This window comes from Streptomyces sp. NPDC002787, from assembly GCF_053592095.1.
Genome location: NZ_JBSFVC010000073.1, coordinates 1 through 17,099 on the forward strand (window position 1 = coordinate 1; position 17,099 = coordinate 17,099).

Below are 17,099 nucleotides of genomic sequence, written 5' to 3' on the forward strand. Positions count from 1 at the left end.
ACGTGCACACGCCCCGCAAATCACCGACAGCGAAGCAGCGAACGAAGAAGCCAACGACCCCACAACCCCGCCGCACAGGTTAAAGATCAAGCTAGGGCTACATGGCCCGGACGGGGATGCTCAGGACGGGGGCGGGCCGGGGGCCGCGTCCGGTGGTGCGCCGCCCAGGAGCGGCGGCATGCGCCCGCGGGCGGCCTTGGAGCCCGGGTACGAGCCGTCGTCGTCGGCGGGGAGCTCCACCGGCTCCGCCATCCCCGCCGCCACCAGGTAGTCGAGGATCGCCTCCGTCACCCCGGGTGGCAGGGCCAGCGAGGCGGAGGCGTCGTCCGGGGTGACCGGCCAGGCCAGAAGTCCCAGCACCCAGGCCGCCTCGGGCCGGTGCACCATGACCTTGTACGGGGCGCCCGACGACTCCACCGTGAAGCCCGGTGGCACCCGCCGTACGGTCACGTCGGCGGACAGGTGCACCGGCCGACGGCCCGGCAGCCGGGTCAGCCTGAACGACGCGGCCCGGGCCACCGGGGCGGCCGACAGCAGCGGCCCGCCGAGGTCGTCGACCCCCAGGGTCCGCACCACCAGGTGCGACAGCCGCTCCAGCAGGGGCAGCAGCACGAGGCGGACCCCGGCGTGCGGCTCCAGATTGGTCAGCAGCACCGGTCCCAGCTCCATGCGGTGCAGTGCCTCCCGCACCGGGGCGCGGGCGCCGTCGATCCGCTCCCGGCCCCAGGGGCCGGTCAGCACCAACTGCCCCTCGGCATCTTCCGTTTCCACCACGACGTCCTCGCTGAGCGACCAGAGGTGAACGGTCCGGTTCCCGACGCTGTCCAAGGTGACGCGCTTCCTCTCTCGGGTTCGCCGTGCCGCGGACGCGGTGAGCCTTCCGAGTGTGCGATCTTCGGCACGGTGCTGCCCAGCTACGCCGTCACGACCCGGACGTGAAGTTTTCACGCCCGGGTCGTCACGGGGTTCCCGTGGCCGGTCAGCCGGCGACGACGCCGGAGGGCGCGACGTCGCCGAACTTGTCCACGGCCTGGTAGTAGATCCAGGCCGTGGAGTCGCACGACGTCCGCTGCACGCCGGAGTAGCCGGAGCAGACCCGCTTCAGGTCGGCGTAGAACGCGGAGTCGACACGCGCCTTGTTGGCTTCGAAGGCGCCGGCGGCCTTGTAGTTGCGGTAGCCGAAGTCGTGCCGCGCGCACGACGACTGGAACGGGAAACCCAAGGGGTTGTCGGGCGAACTGCTGCAGTAGTCGGTCGACCAGTCGAACCCGTACGCGCTCCAGGCCGCCTGGTTGTTGCGGGCGGCGAGCCAGGCGTTGTAACCGCCGGCGCCGGTCTGGGTCCAGGTGGACAGCACGGCGGCCTTGTCGGCCGGCTCGGCGGCGTGGGCGGCGCCCGTGGTCGACAGGACGGCGGGCAGGGCGAGTAAGGCGGTGACGAGGGGCATGGCACGACGGCGCATGGCGTGACCTCCGGCGGTGACGGCATCTCGGAAGCGAACGCGCCAAGAGTCCCGTCCGGGGGTACACCGCCGACAGGAACGAACTCACCAGTCGGCCATGAGAATTTCACCGCGAGCGCCCTGCGGATCCGACCCCACGAGCCGTTCGAGCCGTGCTGCCACGTGTCCTTTCCCGAGGCCCGAGGCCCGAGGCCCGAGGCCCGAGGCCCGAGGACGGTGCTGGTGCCGGTCCTACGTCAGCGGCGGTGCCGTCGACCCGCGCGGGGTGAGCGAGGGGGTGGCGACCTGGTGGGACGGGGGGTCCTCGTCGTCGATGACCGCGAACAGGGTCCGGGCCACGTCGGCGCCGAACCCGTGCACGTCATGGCTCATCGCGGACAGCGGCGGATGGGTCAGCCGGCACAGCTGGGAGTCGTCCCAGGCGAGCAGGGAGAGGTCACGCGGCACCGACAGGCCCAGCTCGGCGGCGACGGCGGTCCCGGCGACGGCCATGATGTCGTTGTCGTAGAGGATCGCCGTGGGCCGCTCGGCCATGAGCAGCAGGGAACGTGTGGCGCGGGCGCCCTCCTCGCCCTCGTACCCCGTGGCGACCTGAAGGTCGTCGGCGATGCCCAGTTCGCGCGTGGCCTCGGTGAACGCCTTCGCGCGAATGGCGCTGTGGCCGAGCCCGGCGGGTCCGCCGACGCGGGCGACGCGGCGGTGGCCTAGGGCGGCCAGATACCGTACGGCCTCCGTGGCGGCGGTGGCGTCGTCCGTCCACACCGAGGTGAAGCCGCCTGTCAGCGACGGGTGGCCGACCGCCACCGCGGGGAGTCCGACGGCGCGCAGCGCGGGCACGCGGGGGTCGTTCTCGCGGAAGTCGACCAGGATCGATCCGCCGATCTGCCGGGCCTGCCACCACCGTTGCTGGAGCGCGATCTCCTCGTCCATGTCCCGCACCAGGTGCAGGAGCAGCGAGCAGGACCGCTCGGCCAGCACGCTCTCGACCCCGGAGATGAACTCCATGTAGAAGGGTTCCAGGCCGAGCAGCCGGGCCGGTCGGCAGATCGCCAGGCCGATGGTGTCCACCTTGGTGCCGGACGACAGGCCGCGGGCCCGGGCGTCGGGGGCCCAGCCCAGGTCCCGGGCCGCCTGGAAGATGCGGTCCCGGGTGGTGTCGGACACCCCGGGCCGGCCGTTGAAGGCGAGCGACACCGCTCCCTTCGACACGCCGGCCCGGGCCGCGACGTCCTTGATGGTGATGCGTTGGGTGGATGCCGCGCTCACGCCGGTTCCACGCAGAAGAGGGCGGCGCGGGCCGCTCCGGCGCCGGGCTCGGGCCAGCCGACGACCCGGATCCTGCTCTCCTCGCCGGGAAGCAGGGTGACGAGACCGGTGTCGGCCACCGCGTCGGGGGCGAGGCGGTCGGGCTGGAGCAGGAGGTCTCGTACGAGGGTGTGTGCTGTCACCACGACGTCGACTGTATCGGCAGCGCCGGCGACCGGTTCCACCCGCACGTCGAACTCCGGGCGCGGATAGGGGAACGCGCGGTCCGGCACGGGGAAGTGCACGGCGCGCAGCCCCTCCACGTCCGCCACCAGGAACTCCCCGTCCCCGGTGAGGCCGAGCGCGTCCACGGGCAGCGGTGTCCGTACCGCGTCCCGCGCCGCCACCTCCACGGTGAGCGGCACCTGGGCCGTCACCCTCCCGTCGGCGGTCGTCCGGCGTACGGCTACCTCGGCCCGCCAGGGGTCGGCCGACTGGTTGACCAGGCCCAGCACGATGCCCTCCGGGGCGGGTTGGAGGGTGAGCAGCCGGTCGGCGTACAGGCGGCGCAGCTCGTGGTAGAGCGGCTTGAGCCGGCCGTCCCCGTCGATGGCCGCCCAGGAGCTGACCGGCCAGCAGTCGTTCAGCTGCCACACGACGGTGCCCGCGCACCGCGGCCAGTGGGAGCGCCAGTGCTCGATGCCCGTGGCGACGGCCCGGGCCTGGATCAGCTGGGTCAGATAGTGCCAGCGGTCGAAGCCGGCCCCGGTGCCTTCGGGGAGCGCGAAGTGGCGGGCCACCCCGCGGTTGAGTTTGCCGTTGCCGTCCTCGGCCTTCTGGTGGTGCACCATGCCGGGCGAGTCGGGTGCCAGGTCCTCGCCGGGCAGGGCGCGGCGCAGGGTGGCCAGGGCCGGGGGCGCCTGCCAGCCGAACTCGGCGACGAAGCGGGGCACGCTGTCGCGGTACTCGGCGAAGTCCCGGCGGTTCCACACCTCCCAGGAGTGGTGGGTGCCGTGCGCCGGGTCGTTGGGGTGGTGGTCCCAGGAACCGGACCAGGGGCTGCCCGCCGTGTACGGCCGGGTCGGGTCCAACTCGGCGACGACACGGGGCAGCAGGCCGAGGTAGTACCCCTCGCCCCAGGAGTCACCGGCGAGTTCGGGCTCCCAGCCCCACTCCCTGAAGCCCCAGAGGTTCTCGTTGTTGCCGTTCCACAGCACCAGCGACGGGTGCGGCATCAGGCGTACGACGTTCTCCCGCGCCTCGGCCTCCACCTCGCCGCGCAGCGGCTGCTCCTCGGGATAGGCGGAGCAGGCGAACAGGAAGTCCTGCCACACCATCAGGCCGAGTTCGTCGCAGACGTCGTAGAAGGCCTCGTCCTCGTAGATGCCGCCGCCCCAGACGCGGACGAGGTCGATGTTCGCGTCCGTGGCCTGGGTGAGGCGGTGGCGGTAGCGCTCCGGGGTGATGCGGGAGGGCAGGACGTCGTCGGGGATCCAGTTCACGCCGCGTGCGAAGAGGCGTACGCCGTTGACGACCAGGGTGAAGCCGGTGCCGTGCTCGTCGGGGGTGTGGTCCAGTTCGACGGTGCGGAAGCCGATCCGGCGCTGCCACGTGTCCAGCGCGGAGTCGCCGTCGGCGAGGGTGACGGTCAGGTCGTACAGGGGCTGTTCGCCGTGGCCGTGCGGCCACCACAACCGGGGGTCGGGCACGTCCAGTCCGAGGACCGCGTGGCCGTCCTCGACGGTGACCTCGGTGTCCACCCCGGCCACCGAGGCCCGCGCGGTCAGGGGCCGCCCGGTGCCGTCGGCGGTGCGCTCCACCGTGAGGTGGACCTCGACGCGGCCCCGCGTCCCGGCGACCGTGACCTGGGGCCGGACCTGGGAGATCCGGGCGGTCGACCAGTGCTCCAGGCGGACGGGCCGCCACATGCCGGCGGTGACGACGGTGGGGCCCCAGTCCCAGCCGAAGGCGCACGCCATCTTGCGGATGTACTGGGACGGTGCGGGATAGACGTTGGGCCGGTCGCCGACCGCCTTCCGTACCGCTTCCGCCTCCTCGCGAGCCGGGGTGAAGTGCACCCGGAGCTCTCCGTACCGTCCGGTGACGTCGAACCGGTGGGTCCGGTGCATGTTGCGGGTCCGGCCGAGCACCTCCCCGCCGAGGATGACCTCGGCCGCGGTGTCGAGGCCGTCGAAGACCAGATCCGTGCGCTCGTGGCGGGTGTCCGCCGTGAGCCGGGTGGTGTACGTCCAGGCCCGGTCGCCGACCCAGGCCACCTCGTGCTCGTCGGTGCCGATGAAAGGGTCCGGGATGAGCCCCGCGGCCAGCAGGTCGGTGTGCACGCAGCCCGGTACCCGGGCCGGCAGCACCGCGTCCTCATGGCGCAGCCCCCACCCGTCGCTGAGCAGGGTGACGTCCTTCATGTGCGGCTCCCCTCACGTGACGCAAGGTCGGTTCTGGTGACAGGCGCCGCCAACCTAGCCGCCCGTGCGATCGATGTCCATAAACCGGTCTAGCTCTGCTTCTCGTGACCATTTTGGCGGTGTTTCACCAATAAAGGCCGGTAGTTGCTGTCGTGCTCGGAGCCACTAGGTAACGATTGGATATCGCGGTGAACGCGGAAGCTTTACCGGTTCAAACGCGCGGTGCCATAGTGCCGACAGCCCAAAGGCGGGCCTGAGCCGCGATCTTGAAGGAGCTGGGCATATGGGGAGGAAAGTGCTGGTCGTCGCCGCACTGACCGCCGTCACGGCGCTCACCGTGACGGGATGCACAGGAGCGGCGGCACCGAAGGGCGAGTCCGCCGCCGCGGCGACGGACCCGGGCAGCGTCTCCGGCACCATCACGGTCCTGACGCACCGCACGGACCTCGTGCAGAACGGCACGATGACGAAGTACGCGGCCGAGTTCAACAAGACCTACCCCAAGGTGACGGTGAAGTTCGACGGCATCACCGACTACGAGGGTGAGGTCAAGATACGCATGAACACCGACAACTACGGTGACGTGCTGATGATCCCGAACGCGATCGCCACCAAGGACTACCCCTCGTTCTTCGCCTCCCTCGGCGGCGCCGACGAGCTGAGTGAGAAGTACCGTTTCACCGGCAAGGCGACCGTCGACGGCAAGGTGTACGGCCTCGCCACCGTGGGCAACGCCGACGGCTTCGTCTACAACAAGGCCGTCTGGGAGAAGGCCGGCATCACCTCCTGGCCCACCAGCCCGCAGGAGTTCCTGACCGGCCTCAAGGCCATCAAGGCCAAGACCGGCGCGGTGCCGTACTACACGAACTTCAAGGATCTGTGGCCGCTGACCGCCGGCACCGCGAGCATCGGCTCGGTCAGCTGTGACGCGGAGGGCAACGACAAGCTGGCGACCTCCACCGCCCCCTGGGCCGAGGGCAGCGACCTCCACGTCATCGACACCCTGCTCTACGACGTCGTCCACGACAAGCTCGTCGAGAAGGACCCCACGACCACCAACTGGGAGAACTCCAAGGGGATGCTCGCCCGCGGGGAGATCGCCACCATGCAGCTCGGCTCCTGGGCCATCAGCCAGATGCGGGGCGCGGCGAAGACGGCCGGGACGAACCCCGACGACATCGGTTTCATGCCGTTCCCCGCGCAGAAGGACGGCAAGTTCTGCGGGATGCTCTCCTCCGACTACCAGCAGGCGGTGAGCATCCACTCCGAGCACAAGGGCGCCGCGCGGGCGTGGGTCGACTGGTTCACCGAGAAGTCCGGTTTCGCGCAGAACGAGGGCTCGATCCCGACGCTGAAGTCGGGCGCCCTGCCGGACACCCTGAAGCCCTTCGAGGACAACGGTGTCACCCTCCTCGAACGGTCCGAGGCCAGGAGCACCCAGGTCAACGCCATCGACAACGCCGCCGAGATCGGGCTGGGCAAGCCCGACTACCGGCAGAAGCTGGTCGACATGGCCCGTGGAGTCCAGGGCGGCAGCCTGGAGGACTACTTCGCCGAGCTCGACAAGAAGTGGAGCGAGGCGGAGAAGAGCGCGGGCTCCTGACGGAACGGAGAGCGGCGCACGGGCCCGGTGACGGGGTTCCCTGGAACCGGGCCCGGCCCGCCGACCTCGTCCGCGGACGACCGAAAGGCCGACATGACCCAGACCACGCACAGGCCCACCGCACGCGTGGGCAAGGAGAGCACCCGCGCCCGTGCGGCGACCAGCGGTTCCCGTCCCGGCCGAGGAGCTCTGCACAAGGCCACACCCTGGCTGTTCCTGCTGGCCCCACTGGTCCTGCTGATCACGTTCACCTACGTGCCCGTGGCGAACATGGTCTACTACAGCTTCACCGACTGGGACGGCGTCAGCCCCGAGATCCATGTCACCGGCACCGCCAACTACGTCGAACTGTTCACCCGGCCCGAGCTGTTCCGGGTGTTCTTCGTCAGCCTCTACTACCTGGCCGCGTCCGGCGCGCAGATCGCCGTCGCCCTGTACTTCGCGACCGTCCTCAGCTTCAACCTGCGCCTGCGTAACCTCTTCAAGGGAATCCTGTTCTTCCCGTACCTGATCAACGGCGTCGCCATCGGGTTCGTCTTCCTGTACTTCTTCCAGGACGGCGGCACCCTCGACACGGTGCTGTCCTGGTTCGGCGCGGGCACCGATCACGCCTGGCTCGGCGACCCGACGTCCGCGAACATCTCCCTGGCAGGCGTCTCCGTCTGGCGCTTCACCGGCCTAAACTTCGTGCTCTTCCTGGGTGCCATCCAGTCCATCCCCGGCGAACTGTACGAGGCCGCCCAGCTCGACGGCGCCACCCGGTGGCACCAGTTCCGGTACCTGATCGTCCCGAGCATCCGGCCCGTGATCAGCCTCAGCGTGATCCTCGCCGTCTCCGGCTCCCTGTCGGTGTTCGAGATCCCCTACATCATGACCGGCGGCGCCACCGGCACCACGACCTTCGTCATCCAGACCGTGAAGCTGGCGTTCCAGTTCAACAAGACGGGCCTGGCCTCCGCGGCGGCCGTCGTCCTGCTCCTGATCATCCTGCTGATCACCTGGATCCAGCGGCGCCTCGTACCCGACGAGAAGGTGGACCTCGTATGACCGCCGACGCGGTGGACGGCCGTCGCCCCCGGGGCATCGGCTCGGCCCTGATCTATCTGTCCCTGGTCCTCGCCTCGCTGGTGGTGCTCGTCCCGCTGGCCGTCGTGTTCCTGACCTCGCTGAAGACGGAGAAGGAGGCGACGGGCGGGGGCGGCGCCTTCCAACTCCCCGGCGACTGGCTGAACTTCTCCAACTACGTCACGGCCTTCCGCGACGGTCAGATGCTGACGGCGTTCGGGAACACCGCCTTCATCCTGCTGTTCTCCATCACCGGCACCGTGATCATCGGCTCGATGACCGCGTACGCCGTCGACCGGTTCACCTTCCGCGGCAGGAAGCTCGTCATGGGGCTGTTCCTGGTCGCCACCCTGGTGCCGGGCGTGACCACGCAGGTGGCCACCTTCCAGGTGGTCAACAGCTTCGGCCTCTTCGACACCCGGTGGGCGCCGATCCTGCTCTACATGGGCACCGACATCGTGTCCATCTACGTCTTCCTGCAGTTCATCCGTTCCATCCCCGTCTCCCTCGACGAGGCCGCCCGGCTCGACGGAGCGAACGCGCTCACCATCTACTGGCGGATCATCTTCCCGCTGCTCAAACCGGCGATCGCCACCGTCGTCATCATCAAGGGCATCACCGTCTACAACGACTTCTACATCCCCTTCCTCTACATGCCCTCCGAGGACCTCGGCACCATCTCCACGGCCCTGTTCCGCTTCAAGGGCCCCTTCGGCGCCCACTGGGAGGCCATCTCCGCCGGCGCGATCCTCGTCATCGTGCCCACCCTCGTCGTCTTCCTCTTCCTCCAGCGCTACATCTACAACGGCTTCGCCCGGGGCGCCACGAAGTGAACCGACCACCCCGGCCACCCTTCAGGCCGTCGCCAGCCCCGACTTCAGCCCCGCGCCGCACAACGGCACCACCGCCGTACGCCCCCCGAGCGCTCCCTCTCGTACCGCTGCCCAGCAGGCCACCCCGGTGGACTCGACGTACAACCCGCGTGAGGCGAGGTCGCGCTGGGCGTGGCGGATCTGGTCCTCCGTGACGGTGAGGAAGGCGCCGCCGGAGGCGCGGACGGCGCGGAGGATCTGGCGGGCCCGGGGCGGGCGGGGGATGGCGATGCCCTCGGCGAACGTGGGGGCCGCGGGGGTGGTCCCGACGAGGTCGTCGGCCCCCTCGCGCCAGGCGTGGGCGAGCGGGGCCACGGCGGCGGACTGGACGGCGTGGAGAGCGGGGCGGCGGTCGATGAGGCCCGCCGCGTGCAGCTCGGCGACGGCGAGGGCCGCGCCCAGCAGCAGCGTGCCGTTGCCGACGGGGACGACGAGCACCTCGGGGAGGCGGCCGCCGAGGTCCTCCCACAGCTCGTGGACGTAGGTCTTCGTCCCGTGCAGGAAGTAGGGGTTGTAGACGTGCGAGGCGTAGAAGACGCCGTCCGCGTCCGCCGCCTCGCGAGCCGCCCTGGCCGTCGCCTCGCGGTCGCCGTCGACGACGTGGAGCCGCGCGCCGTGCGCCTCGATCTGCTCCAGTTTCTTGGCCGACGTGCCGTCCGGGACGTACACCGTGCAGGGCAGTGCGGCGCGGGCGCAGTACGCGGCGACCGCCGTGCCGGCGTTGCCGCTGCTGTCGGCGACGACCTGCCGGGGACCGAGGCGCAGGGCCAGCTCGGCGAGGAGCACCGCGCCGCGGTCCTTGAAGGAGAGCGTGGGCATCAGGTAGTCGAGCTTGGCCCGGACGCCGTCCTTGAGGTCGATGAGCGGGGTCCGGCCCTCGCCCAGTGACACCGTGGGCGCCGCCAGGGGGAGGCATTCCGCGTACCGCCATAGGGAGTTCACCCGGCCGGCGAGGGACTTCAGCGGCGCCGGTGTGGGGGCGAAGTCCAGGTCCAGGGGGCCGCGGCAGGCCGGGCAGCACCAGGAGAGGGAGGCGGCGGGGACGCGCGTGCCGTCCGTCGGGCAGAAGCGATCCGGCAGAGGGGTCATGAGGGAAGCGTAGTGATCTCCGGGTGCCGCTGTTCGCCCCGCGTATCGCCCTCGCCGCGTCGCCCGCTTACCATGCGCCCAGTCGTACGTCAGTTCCCACACGGCTCATCCCCCCGGCTCATCCGACTCGAGTCGGCTCGTCCCACCCCGCTCGGCGCAAGGAGCACGTGCACCCGTGGCCACACCCCCGCCCCTCGGGCCCCAGCCGCCGCAGGACGGTGACCCGTTCTCGCCCCCGGGACAAGCGCAGCCGCAGGCACAGCCGTATGCCGTGTGCGGGCCGCCGCCGTATCCGTACGGCGCGGCGGCCCCTCAGCCCTGGGGTCAGGCCTGGGCGCGGCCGTATCCCGCCCTCCAGCCGCCGACGCCCGTCAACGGGCTCGCGATCGCCGCGCTCGTGCTCGGCGTGCTGTGCTTCCTGCCGGGCATCGGGCTGCTGCTGGGGATCGTCGCGCTGGTGCAGATCAGGAAGAGCGGGGAGCGCGGCAAGGGCATGGCGGTGGCCGGAATCGCTCTCTCGACGATCGGCGCGCTGCTGATGACGCTCGCGTTCACCACGGGCGGCGCGCGCGACGCGTGGGACGGCTTCCGCGACGCGGCGAGCAGCGCGGGGGGCGCCTTCTCGGTGGACAAGGGCCAGTGCTTCGACACGCCCACCGGCTCCCTGGAGGGGTACGCGTACGACGTCGACATCGTGCCGTGCGCCGGTGAGCACGACGCGGAGGTGTTCGCCGACTTCCTGATGCCGGACGGCGACTACCCGGGCGACGCCGCGGTCACCGACGAGGCCGACGAGCAGTGCTACGAGCGCTCGGAGCTGTACGCGATGGACGCCTGGGCGCTGCCGCTCGACGTCGACGTCTACTACTTCACCCCGACGCGGCAGAGCTGGCGGTACGGAGATCGGCAGATCACCTGCATGTTCGGCAACGTGGACGCCGAGGGCACGCTGACGGGCTCGCTGCGCCAGGACGGGACGACCCTCGACGACGACCAGTTCGCCTTCCTGGAGGCCGAGGCGATCCTGAACGACGCCTTCGACAAGGTCCCGGACACGGAGTACGTCGAGGACGACCTGACGGCGCACAAGGTGTGGGCGTCGCAGGTGGTCCGCGCCCACGAACAGCAGACGTCCGACCTGCGCGCGCACGACTGGGAGCCCTCCGCCGAGAAGGCGGTCACCGATTACGCCGAGGCCATGGACCGGGCGCGCGAGGAGTGGGAGGCGGCGAGCGAGGCGAGCGACGCCGATGAGTTCAGCGACCACTGGGACAAGGCGCACCGGCTGGCCATCGGCCCGAAGGCGGTCACCGCGCGCAAGGCTCTGGGGCTCGCCGCCGAGTCGCCCGCCTACGACGACGAGGGCACGGGCGGGGACGAGGGCGAGGACGGCTCCGGCGCGGAGGTGTGACGGCAGCCATAGTGGGGAGAAAGTGCCTGCGTAAAGCCCTCACCGGGCACATGTCATCACATCGAGTGATTCTCTGGCCTTTGCTTGCGTGGCTCAACCCACGGTTGCCACGCTGTTGCTGTCTGTACATCCAGATGGGAGCGGCCAGTGACTTTCGGTGAGCAGCCGGCGTACTTGCGTGTCGCGGGTGATCTCCGCAGGAAGATCGTGAACGGTTCGCTGCCGCCGCACACCCGCCTCCCCTCCCAGGCCCGCATCCGCGAGGAGTACGGCGTCTCGGACACGGTCGCGCTGGAGGCCCGCAAGGTGCTCATGGCCGAGGGGCTGGTGGAGGGCCGCTCCGGTTCGGGCACGTATGTGCGAGAGCGGCCGGTGCCGCGTCGGGTCGCCCGCTCGGGGTTCCGGCCCGCCGGTGGGGCCACGCCCTTCCGGCAGGAGCAGGCCGACGCCGCTGCGCGCGGCACCTGGGAGTCGCGCAGCGAGCAGGCCGAGGCGGGCCGGGTGATCGCCGAGCGGCTCGCGATCCAGCCCGGCGACCGCGTGATGCGCACCAAGTACACCTTCCGGGACGCGGGGGAGACGATGATGCTCTCCACCTCCTGGGAGCCCCTCGCCCTCACCGGCCGCACCCCGGTGATGCTCCCCGAGGAGGGCCCCCTCGGCGGCATGGGCGTCGTCGAGCGCATGGCCGCCATCGACGTCGTGGTGGACAACGTCACCGAGGAGGTCGGCGCCCGCCCCGGCCTCGCCGAGGAGTTGCTCGCCCTCGGTGGCGTCCCCGGGCATGTCGTCCTGGTCGTCCACCGCACGTACTTCGCCTCCGGCCGCCCGGTGGAGACGGCGGACGTGGTGCTGCCCGCGGACCGCTACCGGGTGGCCTATCACCTGCCGGTGAAGTGAGCGCGGGCGCCCGCCCGTTCGGGAAAGCGGCCGGTTTCGTGTGCACCGGGCGACAATGCGTGTGTACCGGGCGGTGACGCGGGCATGGGTCAAGTGGCTTTTGCCTGACGGAAGTTGTAACTGTCGGAGCCTGGGGGTCTGTCCGAACGTAGTTCGAATTCGGTCGTTCTCGCCGCCCGGCTGCCGTGAAGGCCGGCGGCGGCCCGTTTCGTACGAACGGCGCTGGATGGCTGCTCGTTGGGGCGCTGGGGGGCGCGCGAGTAGTGATCACCGGCGCGTTCGACGGCGTGCGCGCCCCTCATCTTGGCTGGTTGCGTACCTCTTTGTAAAAAGCCGGATTCGCTCCGTGAAGGTTAGGCGTACGCTCGGGCATATGCGGAATGCGGTTTCCTTAGGCGGCGGGGCGCGGCGGCATCCGGGGACGGGACCCGGGCGAGCCGAGGCGGGAAGGATCGGTGGGGGTCGATGAACGACGGCACGATCACGCTTCCCTGGCTCGTCATAAGGCAGGACGACAACGGCAATCGCTACCGGGTGGGCAGGTACGCGACGCGCGCCGAGGCGCAGAAGATCGCGGACAGCCTCGACAGCCGCGGTCACAAGCAGCTCTACTGGGTCGAACGCGTCGGGCAGAACGGTCAGAACGGGCAGAGTGGGAGCAAGTGATGCGCCCCGCCCGGCGCCCGTGTCCGCTCCCGTAGGCTCCCGCGCATGACCGAACCGATCGTGGTGGTGGGGGCCGCCCTGCTGAGTAACGGGCGACTGCTCGCCGCGCGCCGCAGCGCACCGCCCGAGCTGGCCGGACGCTGGGAACTGCCCGGCGGCAAGGTGGAGCCCGGCGAGTCCCCCGAACAGGCGCTCGTACGTGAGCTGCGCGAAGAGCTCGGGGTCGAGGCGAAGTCCGCCGAGCGCGTGCCCGGGGAGTGGGAGGTGCGTCCGGGGTATGTGCTGCGGGTGTGGATCGCGCATCTGCTGTCCGGTGAGCCTCGCCCGCTGGAGGACCACGACGAGTTGCGTTGGCTGACCGTGGACGAGGTCTGGGACGTCGACTGGCTGGATCAGGATGTGCCGGCGGTGATGGAGACGGCGCGGATCGCGTGGGGCGACGGAGGCTGAGTGTGCCCCTTGGAGGCCTGCTGAGGCTTCAGTGGGGCGACTGCCGTCCGCGGTGCGTTGTGGCTGCTCGCGAGGCCCCCCGCGTCCCTGTCCGGGCTCGGGAGGACGCCCTACGCCGTTCGTGCCACTGTGCGCCCTCGTGCGCGGTACTCCGGGATGGATATCGGGTATGTGCCCATTAACCCCATGAAACCGGACAGGGTCCGCTTCTGGACTGGGAAGTGATCGGCGTGATCGACACCGGAGACGAGTGCGCCGAGTGGACCTTTCCCGCGGAGCCGGGCGCCGTGCGGGACGCGCGCGCGGTGGTCCGAAGGCAGCTGCGCGAGTGGCAGCTCGATGTGCTCGGGGACATCACCGCGCTGTTGGTGAGCGAGCTGGTGACCAACGCGCTGCGGCACGCGACAGGACCCATCGGTGTACGGCTCGTGCGTCCCGCGGACCCCTTGGGCACTCTCCTGGTCGAGGTCTCCGACCCGTTGCCCGATCCACCGCGCGAGCGCGCGGCCGACGCCGACGACGAGAGCGGCCGGGGTCTGCAGTTGGTGGCCTGGTCCTCACGGGCCTGGGGTACCCGCCCCGGGGAAGCGGGCAAGACGGTCTGGTTCGAGCTGACGGTTCCCCGCTGAGCGGCCCCGCAGACGTACGGGGTGAAGGTCCTGGTGCATGACCGGAGTCCACGGCGTACGGACCGGGGGAGGGGGCGGCTCCCCGGGGCGCGCGTGCGACCGACTGGTTCAGGCCAGTAGCGCTGGCTGGAGTTCTTGGTTCGAGGGGGCATCGCCTGGTTAGAAGACTTGGGAGTATGTCGCGGCCGGTCCAAAAACGATCGGGACTGTGCTGTGATCGTGAACACCGTGTTGCGCGGCGCCGTAGTGCTGGATACTGCGGGCAGCCGCCCCTGGTGACCGAAGCCGGACGCGGTGAGCTGGAGGGGACGGTTCGCGTGAGCGAGATACCAGCGAAGGCCACGGAGTCGGGCGGGTCCACGGACCCGTCGGACCGCGCGAGGCCCGAGGCCGCAGACGATTCCGGCCTGGGCGGAGCCGCGCGAGACAGCGGGGCCGCACGCGACAGGACGGGCGAGGACCCGACGGGCCGCGCGTCCGAGGGCCGGGCGCCCGAGAGTCGAAAGCCGGGGAGCCGGGAGTCGGTGAGCCGGGCGTCGGGGAGTTCGGCGTCCGGCGGGCGTGTGCCGGGCAGTCGTACCTCGGAAAGCCGTACGGCGGCCGGGCCCGAAGGCGAGGGCGCCGCCGTCGAGGCCGCCGCGGCGGCCGGTGTCCTTGCCGGTCAGGGGATGGGCGACCCGATGTGGCAGACCAGCCCGCCCGGGTCCATGTACGACTACATCAAGGTCGCGTCGTTCTCCATCGGCGCCGACGGACTCGTCGACCAGTGGAGTCTGCGCGCCGAGCAGTTGTTCGGCATATCTGCCGAGCGAGCCATGGGGATGGACCCCATCGAGGCGTTCATCGACCCCGACCGGCGTGAAGAGGGCCAGCGGAAGATGGCCGAGGTTCTCGACGGCCGGGAGTGGACCGGGGTGGTCCCCTTCCGGGTGCCGGGACCCGAGGGGGCGGAGGGGCTCGCCGAGGTCTATGTGATGCCCACCACGGTGGAGGGCGGCGAACGGGCCGCCGTGTGCATCGTGGTGGACGTCCGGACCTTGCGCCGGATAGAGACCGACCTCGCCGCTTCGCAGGCGATTTTCGGCCAATCCCCGTTCGGTTTCCTCCTGATAGACACCGACCTTCGGGTGCGGCGCGCCAACCACCGTTTCGCCTCCATCTACGGCGGCGACGTCGACGACCACCGTGGCCGGGGTGTCCACGACTATCTGCAGTCCCCGGAGGCCGAGCGGGTCGAGGCGACCCTGCGGCGGGTCATGGAGACCGGCGACTCCGTCACGGACATGCACATCACGGGGTTCGTGCCCGGGTCCGAAGAGCGCCGCCACTGGTCCATCAACCTCTTCCGCGTGCACAGCGGCACCGGCCGCCCCATCGGCATCGCCTGGCTCGCCACCGACATCACGGCCCGCCGTTCCGCCGCCCGTGAAGCGGCCGCCGCCCGGCGGAATCTCGCTCTGCTCAACGAGGCCGGGACACGCATCGGCAACTCCCTCGACCTGGAGACCACCGCCCGCGAACTCCTCGACGTCGTCGTCCCCGGCTTCTGCGACCTCGCCGCCGTCGACCTCTACCAGGGCCTCCTGGTCGGCGACGAGACCCCGCCCGGACTCGCCGACGGCAGCGCCGAGTTGCGCCGGGTCGCCTTCGCCAGCGCGGTCTCCGACGCGCCCTTCGTCGGCGGGCCGGCCCCCGTGCGCGTCGGCGCGGTCCACCACTACCCGTTCAACTCGCCCTGCGCGGACGCCCTGCGCACCGCCCGCCCCCAACAGGTGCCCGAGGAGGGCAACCTGATCCAGACGACGCTCGCCGTGCCGATGGTCGCGCATGACACCGTCGTCGGACTGGTGCAGTTCTCGCGGACGAAGGGCAGCGAGCCGTTCGGCGAACGCGACCGGGCGCTCGCCGTCGAACTGGCCGCGCGCGCCGCCGTCTGCATCGACAACGCGCGCCTGTACCGCCGCGAGCACGAACGCGCCCTCATCCTCCAGCGCTCCCTGCTGCCCCCGGGCGACCCCGAGGCCTCCGGGCTCGACATCGCCTGCCGCTATCTGCCGGGCAACGCCGCCACCGAGGTCGGCGGCGACTGGTTCGACGTCATCGAACTCCCCGGCCACCGCACGGCACTCGTCGTCGGCGACGTCATGGGCCGGGGACTGCGGGCAGCGGTGGCCATGGGTGAACTGCGTACGGCTGTGCGCACCTTGGCCCTGCTGGACCTCGAACCCGCCGAGGTGCTCTCGGCCCTCGACGAGATCGCCCGCGGCCTCGGCACGCCCGGCGGCGTCCAGTCCGCGTCCCGCACCGCCGCCAGCCGGCCCAGCGACAAGGACCTCTCCGAGGTCTACCTCGCGACCTGCGTCTACGCCGTCTACGACTCGGTGACCCGCCGCTGCACCTTCGCCAACGCGGGCCATCTGCCGCCCGTGCTGGTCGAGCCGGGCGAGAGCGCGCTGATGCTCGACGTGCCGCCCGGCATGCCGCTCGGCGTCGGCGGCGAGCCGTTCGAGGAGGTCGAGGTCGAACTGCCCGAAGGCGCGCTATTGGCACTCTACACGGATGGACTGGTCGAATCCCGCGACCATCCTCTCGACGAGGGCCTCCAGGCGTTCGTCGGCGCGCTCACGGACCCCGCCCAGCCACCGACCGCGCTGCGCGCCGAGACACCCAGGTCGCTGGAGGACATCTGCGACCACGTCCTCAACACGCTCGACACACATCACGGCGAGGACGACATCGCGCTGCTCATGGCACGTGTCCAGGGGCTGCCGGAGGACTCCGTCGGCGACTGGACGCTGCCGCGCGAGCCGCGCAGTGTCGGCCGCGCCCGCGAGTACGCCCGGGGCCGGTTGCTGGCCTGGGACCTGGAGCCGCTCGTCGACACGGCGGAACTGCTGGTCAGCGAGTTGGTCACCAACGCGCTGCGGTACGGCGAGGGTGAGATCCGGCTGCGGCTTCTGCTCGACAGGACGCTCGTCTGCGAGGTCTGGGACGCGGGTCTCGTGCAGCCCCGCCGGCGCCGGGCCCGCGACACCGACGAGGGGGGACGCGGGCTGCAGCTCGTCGGCCTGCTCTCGGCGGCGTGGGGCTCCCGCCGTACGCCGCGCGGTAAGACGGTGTGGTTCGAACTGCCGTTGCCGGGTGGGGAGAACGGGCTGACCGATCCGGCGGAGGCGTTGCTGAGCCTGTTCTAGGTGTACTCGGCCGTCACGTTGGTGACACGTAGCCGTCGGTAGTTGATCATGGAGGGACCTCCGGGCGTAGTGGAGATAGCCGTCTTCACT

Annotated in this window: 14 protein-coding genes; 9 read left to right on the forward strand and 5 right to left on the reverse strand. The window is 70.8% G+C overall.

From position 1 onward, the window contains the following. Window positions 1–120 precede the first annotated feature (120 nt). From ACWD26_RS43640 to ACWD26_RS43655, 4 genes are all read right to left on the reverse strand, one after another. The gene (locus tag ACWD26_RS43640; protein WP_451279276.1) at window positions 121–828 is read right to left on the reverse strand and encodes an NADH oxidase; all 708 of its coding nucleotides are present in this window, start codon (window positions 826–828) and stop codon (window positions 121–123) included. 151 nt (window positions 829–979) lie between these two features. Next, window positions 980–1,462 carry a phospholipase gene (locus ACWD26_RS43645; protein WP_451279278.1) on the reverse strand — a complete coding sequence of 161 codons (483 nt, stop codon included), beginning with the start codon at window positions 1,460–1,462 and terminating at the stop codon, window positions 980–982. A gap of 231 nt (window positions 1,463–1,693) precedes the next feature. Further along, complete coding sequence (locus ACWD26_RS43650) at window positions 1,694–2,728, reverse strand: LacI family DNA-binding transcriptional regulator (RefSeq protein ID WP_451279280.1); 1,035 nt, start codon at window positions 2,726–2,728, stop codon at window positions 1,694–1,696. Continuing rightward, on the reverse strand, window positions 2,725–5,130 hold the full coding sequence (locus tag ACWD26_RS43655) for a glycoside hydrolase family 2 protein (protein ID WP_451279282.1): 2,406 nt from the start codon (window positions 5,128–5,130) through the stop codon (window positions 2,725–2,727). The genes ACWD26_RS43650 and ACWD26_RS43655 overlap by 4 nt, the downstream gene beginning before the upstream one ends. Window positions 5,131–5,413: 283 nt before the next feature. Here ACWD26_RS43655 and ACWD26_RS43660 point away from each other — a divergent pair, with 283 nt between their 5' ends. The 3 genes from ACWD26_RS43660 (at window position 5,414) to ACWD26_RS43670 (ending at window position 8,631) form a co-directional block, all read left to right on the forward strand. Continuing rightward, window positions 5,414–6,733, forward strand: a complete 1,320-nt coding sequence (locus ACWD26_RS43660) for an ABC transporter substrate-binding protein (RefSeq protein WP_451279284.1) — start codon at window positions 5,414–5,416, stop codon at window positions 6,731–6,733. Window positions 6,734–6,826: 93 nt separating this feature from the next. Next, window positions 6,827–7,780, forward strand: coding sequence for a carbohydrate ABC transporter permease (locus ACWD26_RS43665; protein ID WP_451279286.1), 954 nt, complete (start codon window positions 6,827–6,829; stop codon window positions 7,778–7,780). Further along, window positions 7,777–8,631, forward strand: a complete 855-nt coding sequence (locus ACWD26_RS43670; protein WP_451279288.1) for a carbohydrate ABC transporter permease — start codon at window positions 7,777–7,779, stop codon at window positions 8,629–8,631. Before ACWD26_RS43665 ends, ACWD26_RS43670 begins: the two co-directional genes overlap by 4 nt. Before the next feature lie 21 nt (window positions 8,632–8,652). On the opposite strand, the gene ACWD26_RS43675 is transcribed toward ACWD26_RS43670, so the two are convergent. Further along, window positions 8,653–9,759 (reverse strand): threonine synthase, encoded by a 1,107-nt coding sequence (locus ACWD26_RS43675; protein WP_451279290.1) that lies wholly within the window; start codon window positions 9,757–9,759, stop codon window positions 8,653–8,655. 175 nt (window positions 9,760–9,934) lie between these two features. Here ACWD26_RS43675 and ACWD26_RS43680 point away from each other — a divergent pair, with 175 nt between their 5' ends. From ACWD26_RS43680 to ACWD26_RS43705, 6 genes are all read left to right on the forward strand, one after another. Next, entirely contained in the window at window positions 9,935–11,170 is a 1,236-nt protein-coding gene (locus tag ACWD26_RS43680; RefSeq protein WP_451279292.1) for a DUF4190 domain-containing protein, read from the forward strand. Window positions 11,171–11,317: 147 nt separating this feature from the next. Beyond that, complete coding sequence (locus tag ACWD26_RS43685; protein WP_451279294.1) at window positions 11,318–12,070, forward strand: GntR family transcriptional regulator; 753 nt, start codon at window positions 11,318–11,320, stop codon at window positions 12,068–12,070. A 465-nt stretch (window positions 12,071–12,535) separates the two neighbouring features. Further along, entirely contained in the window at window positions 12,536–12,736 is a 201-nt protein-coding gene (locus ACWD26_RS43690; RefSeq protein ID WP_451279296.1) for an SPOR domain-containing protein, read from the forward strand. A gap of 45 nt (window positions 12,737–12,781) precedes the next feature. Continuing rightward, window positions 12,782–13,186: a (deoxy)nucleoside triphosphate pyrophosphohydrolase gene (locus tag ACWD26_RS43695; protein ID WP_451279298.1), complete on the forward strand. Its 405-nt coding sequence runs from the start codon at window positions 12,782–12,784 to the stop codon at window positions 13,184–13,186. A gap of 221 nt (window positions 13,187–13,407) precedes the next feature. Further along, a complete protein-coding gene (locus tag ACWD26_RS43700) occupies window positions 13,408–13,815 on the forward strand; it encodes an ATP-binding protein (RefSeq protein ID WP_451279300.1) in 408 nt (135 codons plus the stop codon). A gap of 317 nt (window positions 13,816–14,132) precedes the next feature. Continuing rightward, complete coding sequence (locus ACWD26_RS43705) at window positions 14,133–17,009, forward strand: SpoIIE family protein phosphatase (RefSeq protein ID WP_451279302.1); 2,877 nt, start codon at window positions 14,133–14,135, stop codon at window positions 17,007–17,009. The last annotated feature ends 90 nt before the right edge of the window (window positions 17,010–17,099 follow it).

Excerpts from the sequence above, each read along its gene's own strand:
- ACWD26_RS43645 (WP_451279278.1), bottom strand. The coding sequence starts at position 1,462 with ATGCGCCGTCGTGCCATGCCCCTCGTCACCGCCTTACTCGCCCTGCCC.
- ACWD26_RS43655 (WP_451279282.1), bottom strand. The coding sequence starts at position 5,130 with ATGAAGGACGTCACCCTGCTCAGCGACGGGTGGGGGCTGCGCCATGAG.
- ACWD26_RS43660 (WP_451279284.1), top strand. The coding sequence starts at position 5,414 with ATGGGGAGGAAAGTGCTGGTCGTCGCCGCACTGACCGCCGTCACGGCG.
- ACWD26_RS43665 (WP_451279286.1), top strand. The coding sequence starts at position 6,827 with ATGACCCAGACCACGCACAGGCCCACCGCACGCGTGGGCAAGGAGAGC.
- ACWD26_RS43670 (WP_451279288.1), top strand. The coding sequence starts at position 7,777 with ATGACCGCCGACGCGGTGGACGGCCGTCGCCCCCGGGGCATCGGCTCG.
- ACWD26_RS43675 (WP_451279290.1), bottom strand. The coding sequence starts at position 9,759 with ATGACCCCTCTGCCGGATCGCTTCTGCCCGACGGACGGCACGCGCGTC.
- ACWD26_RS43690 (WP_451279296.1), top strand. The coding sequence starts at position 12,536 with ATGAACGACGGCACGATCACGCTTCCCTGGCTCGTCATAAGGCAGGAC.
- ACWD26_RS43695 (WP_451279298.1), top strand. The coding sequence starts at position 12,782 with ATGACCGAACCGATCGTGGTGGTGGGGGCCGCCCTGCTGAGTAACGGG.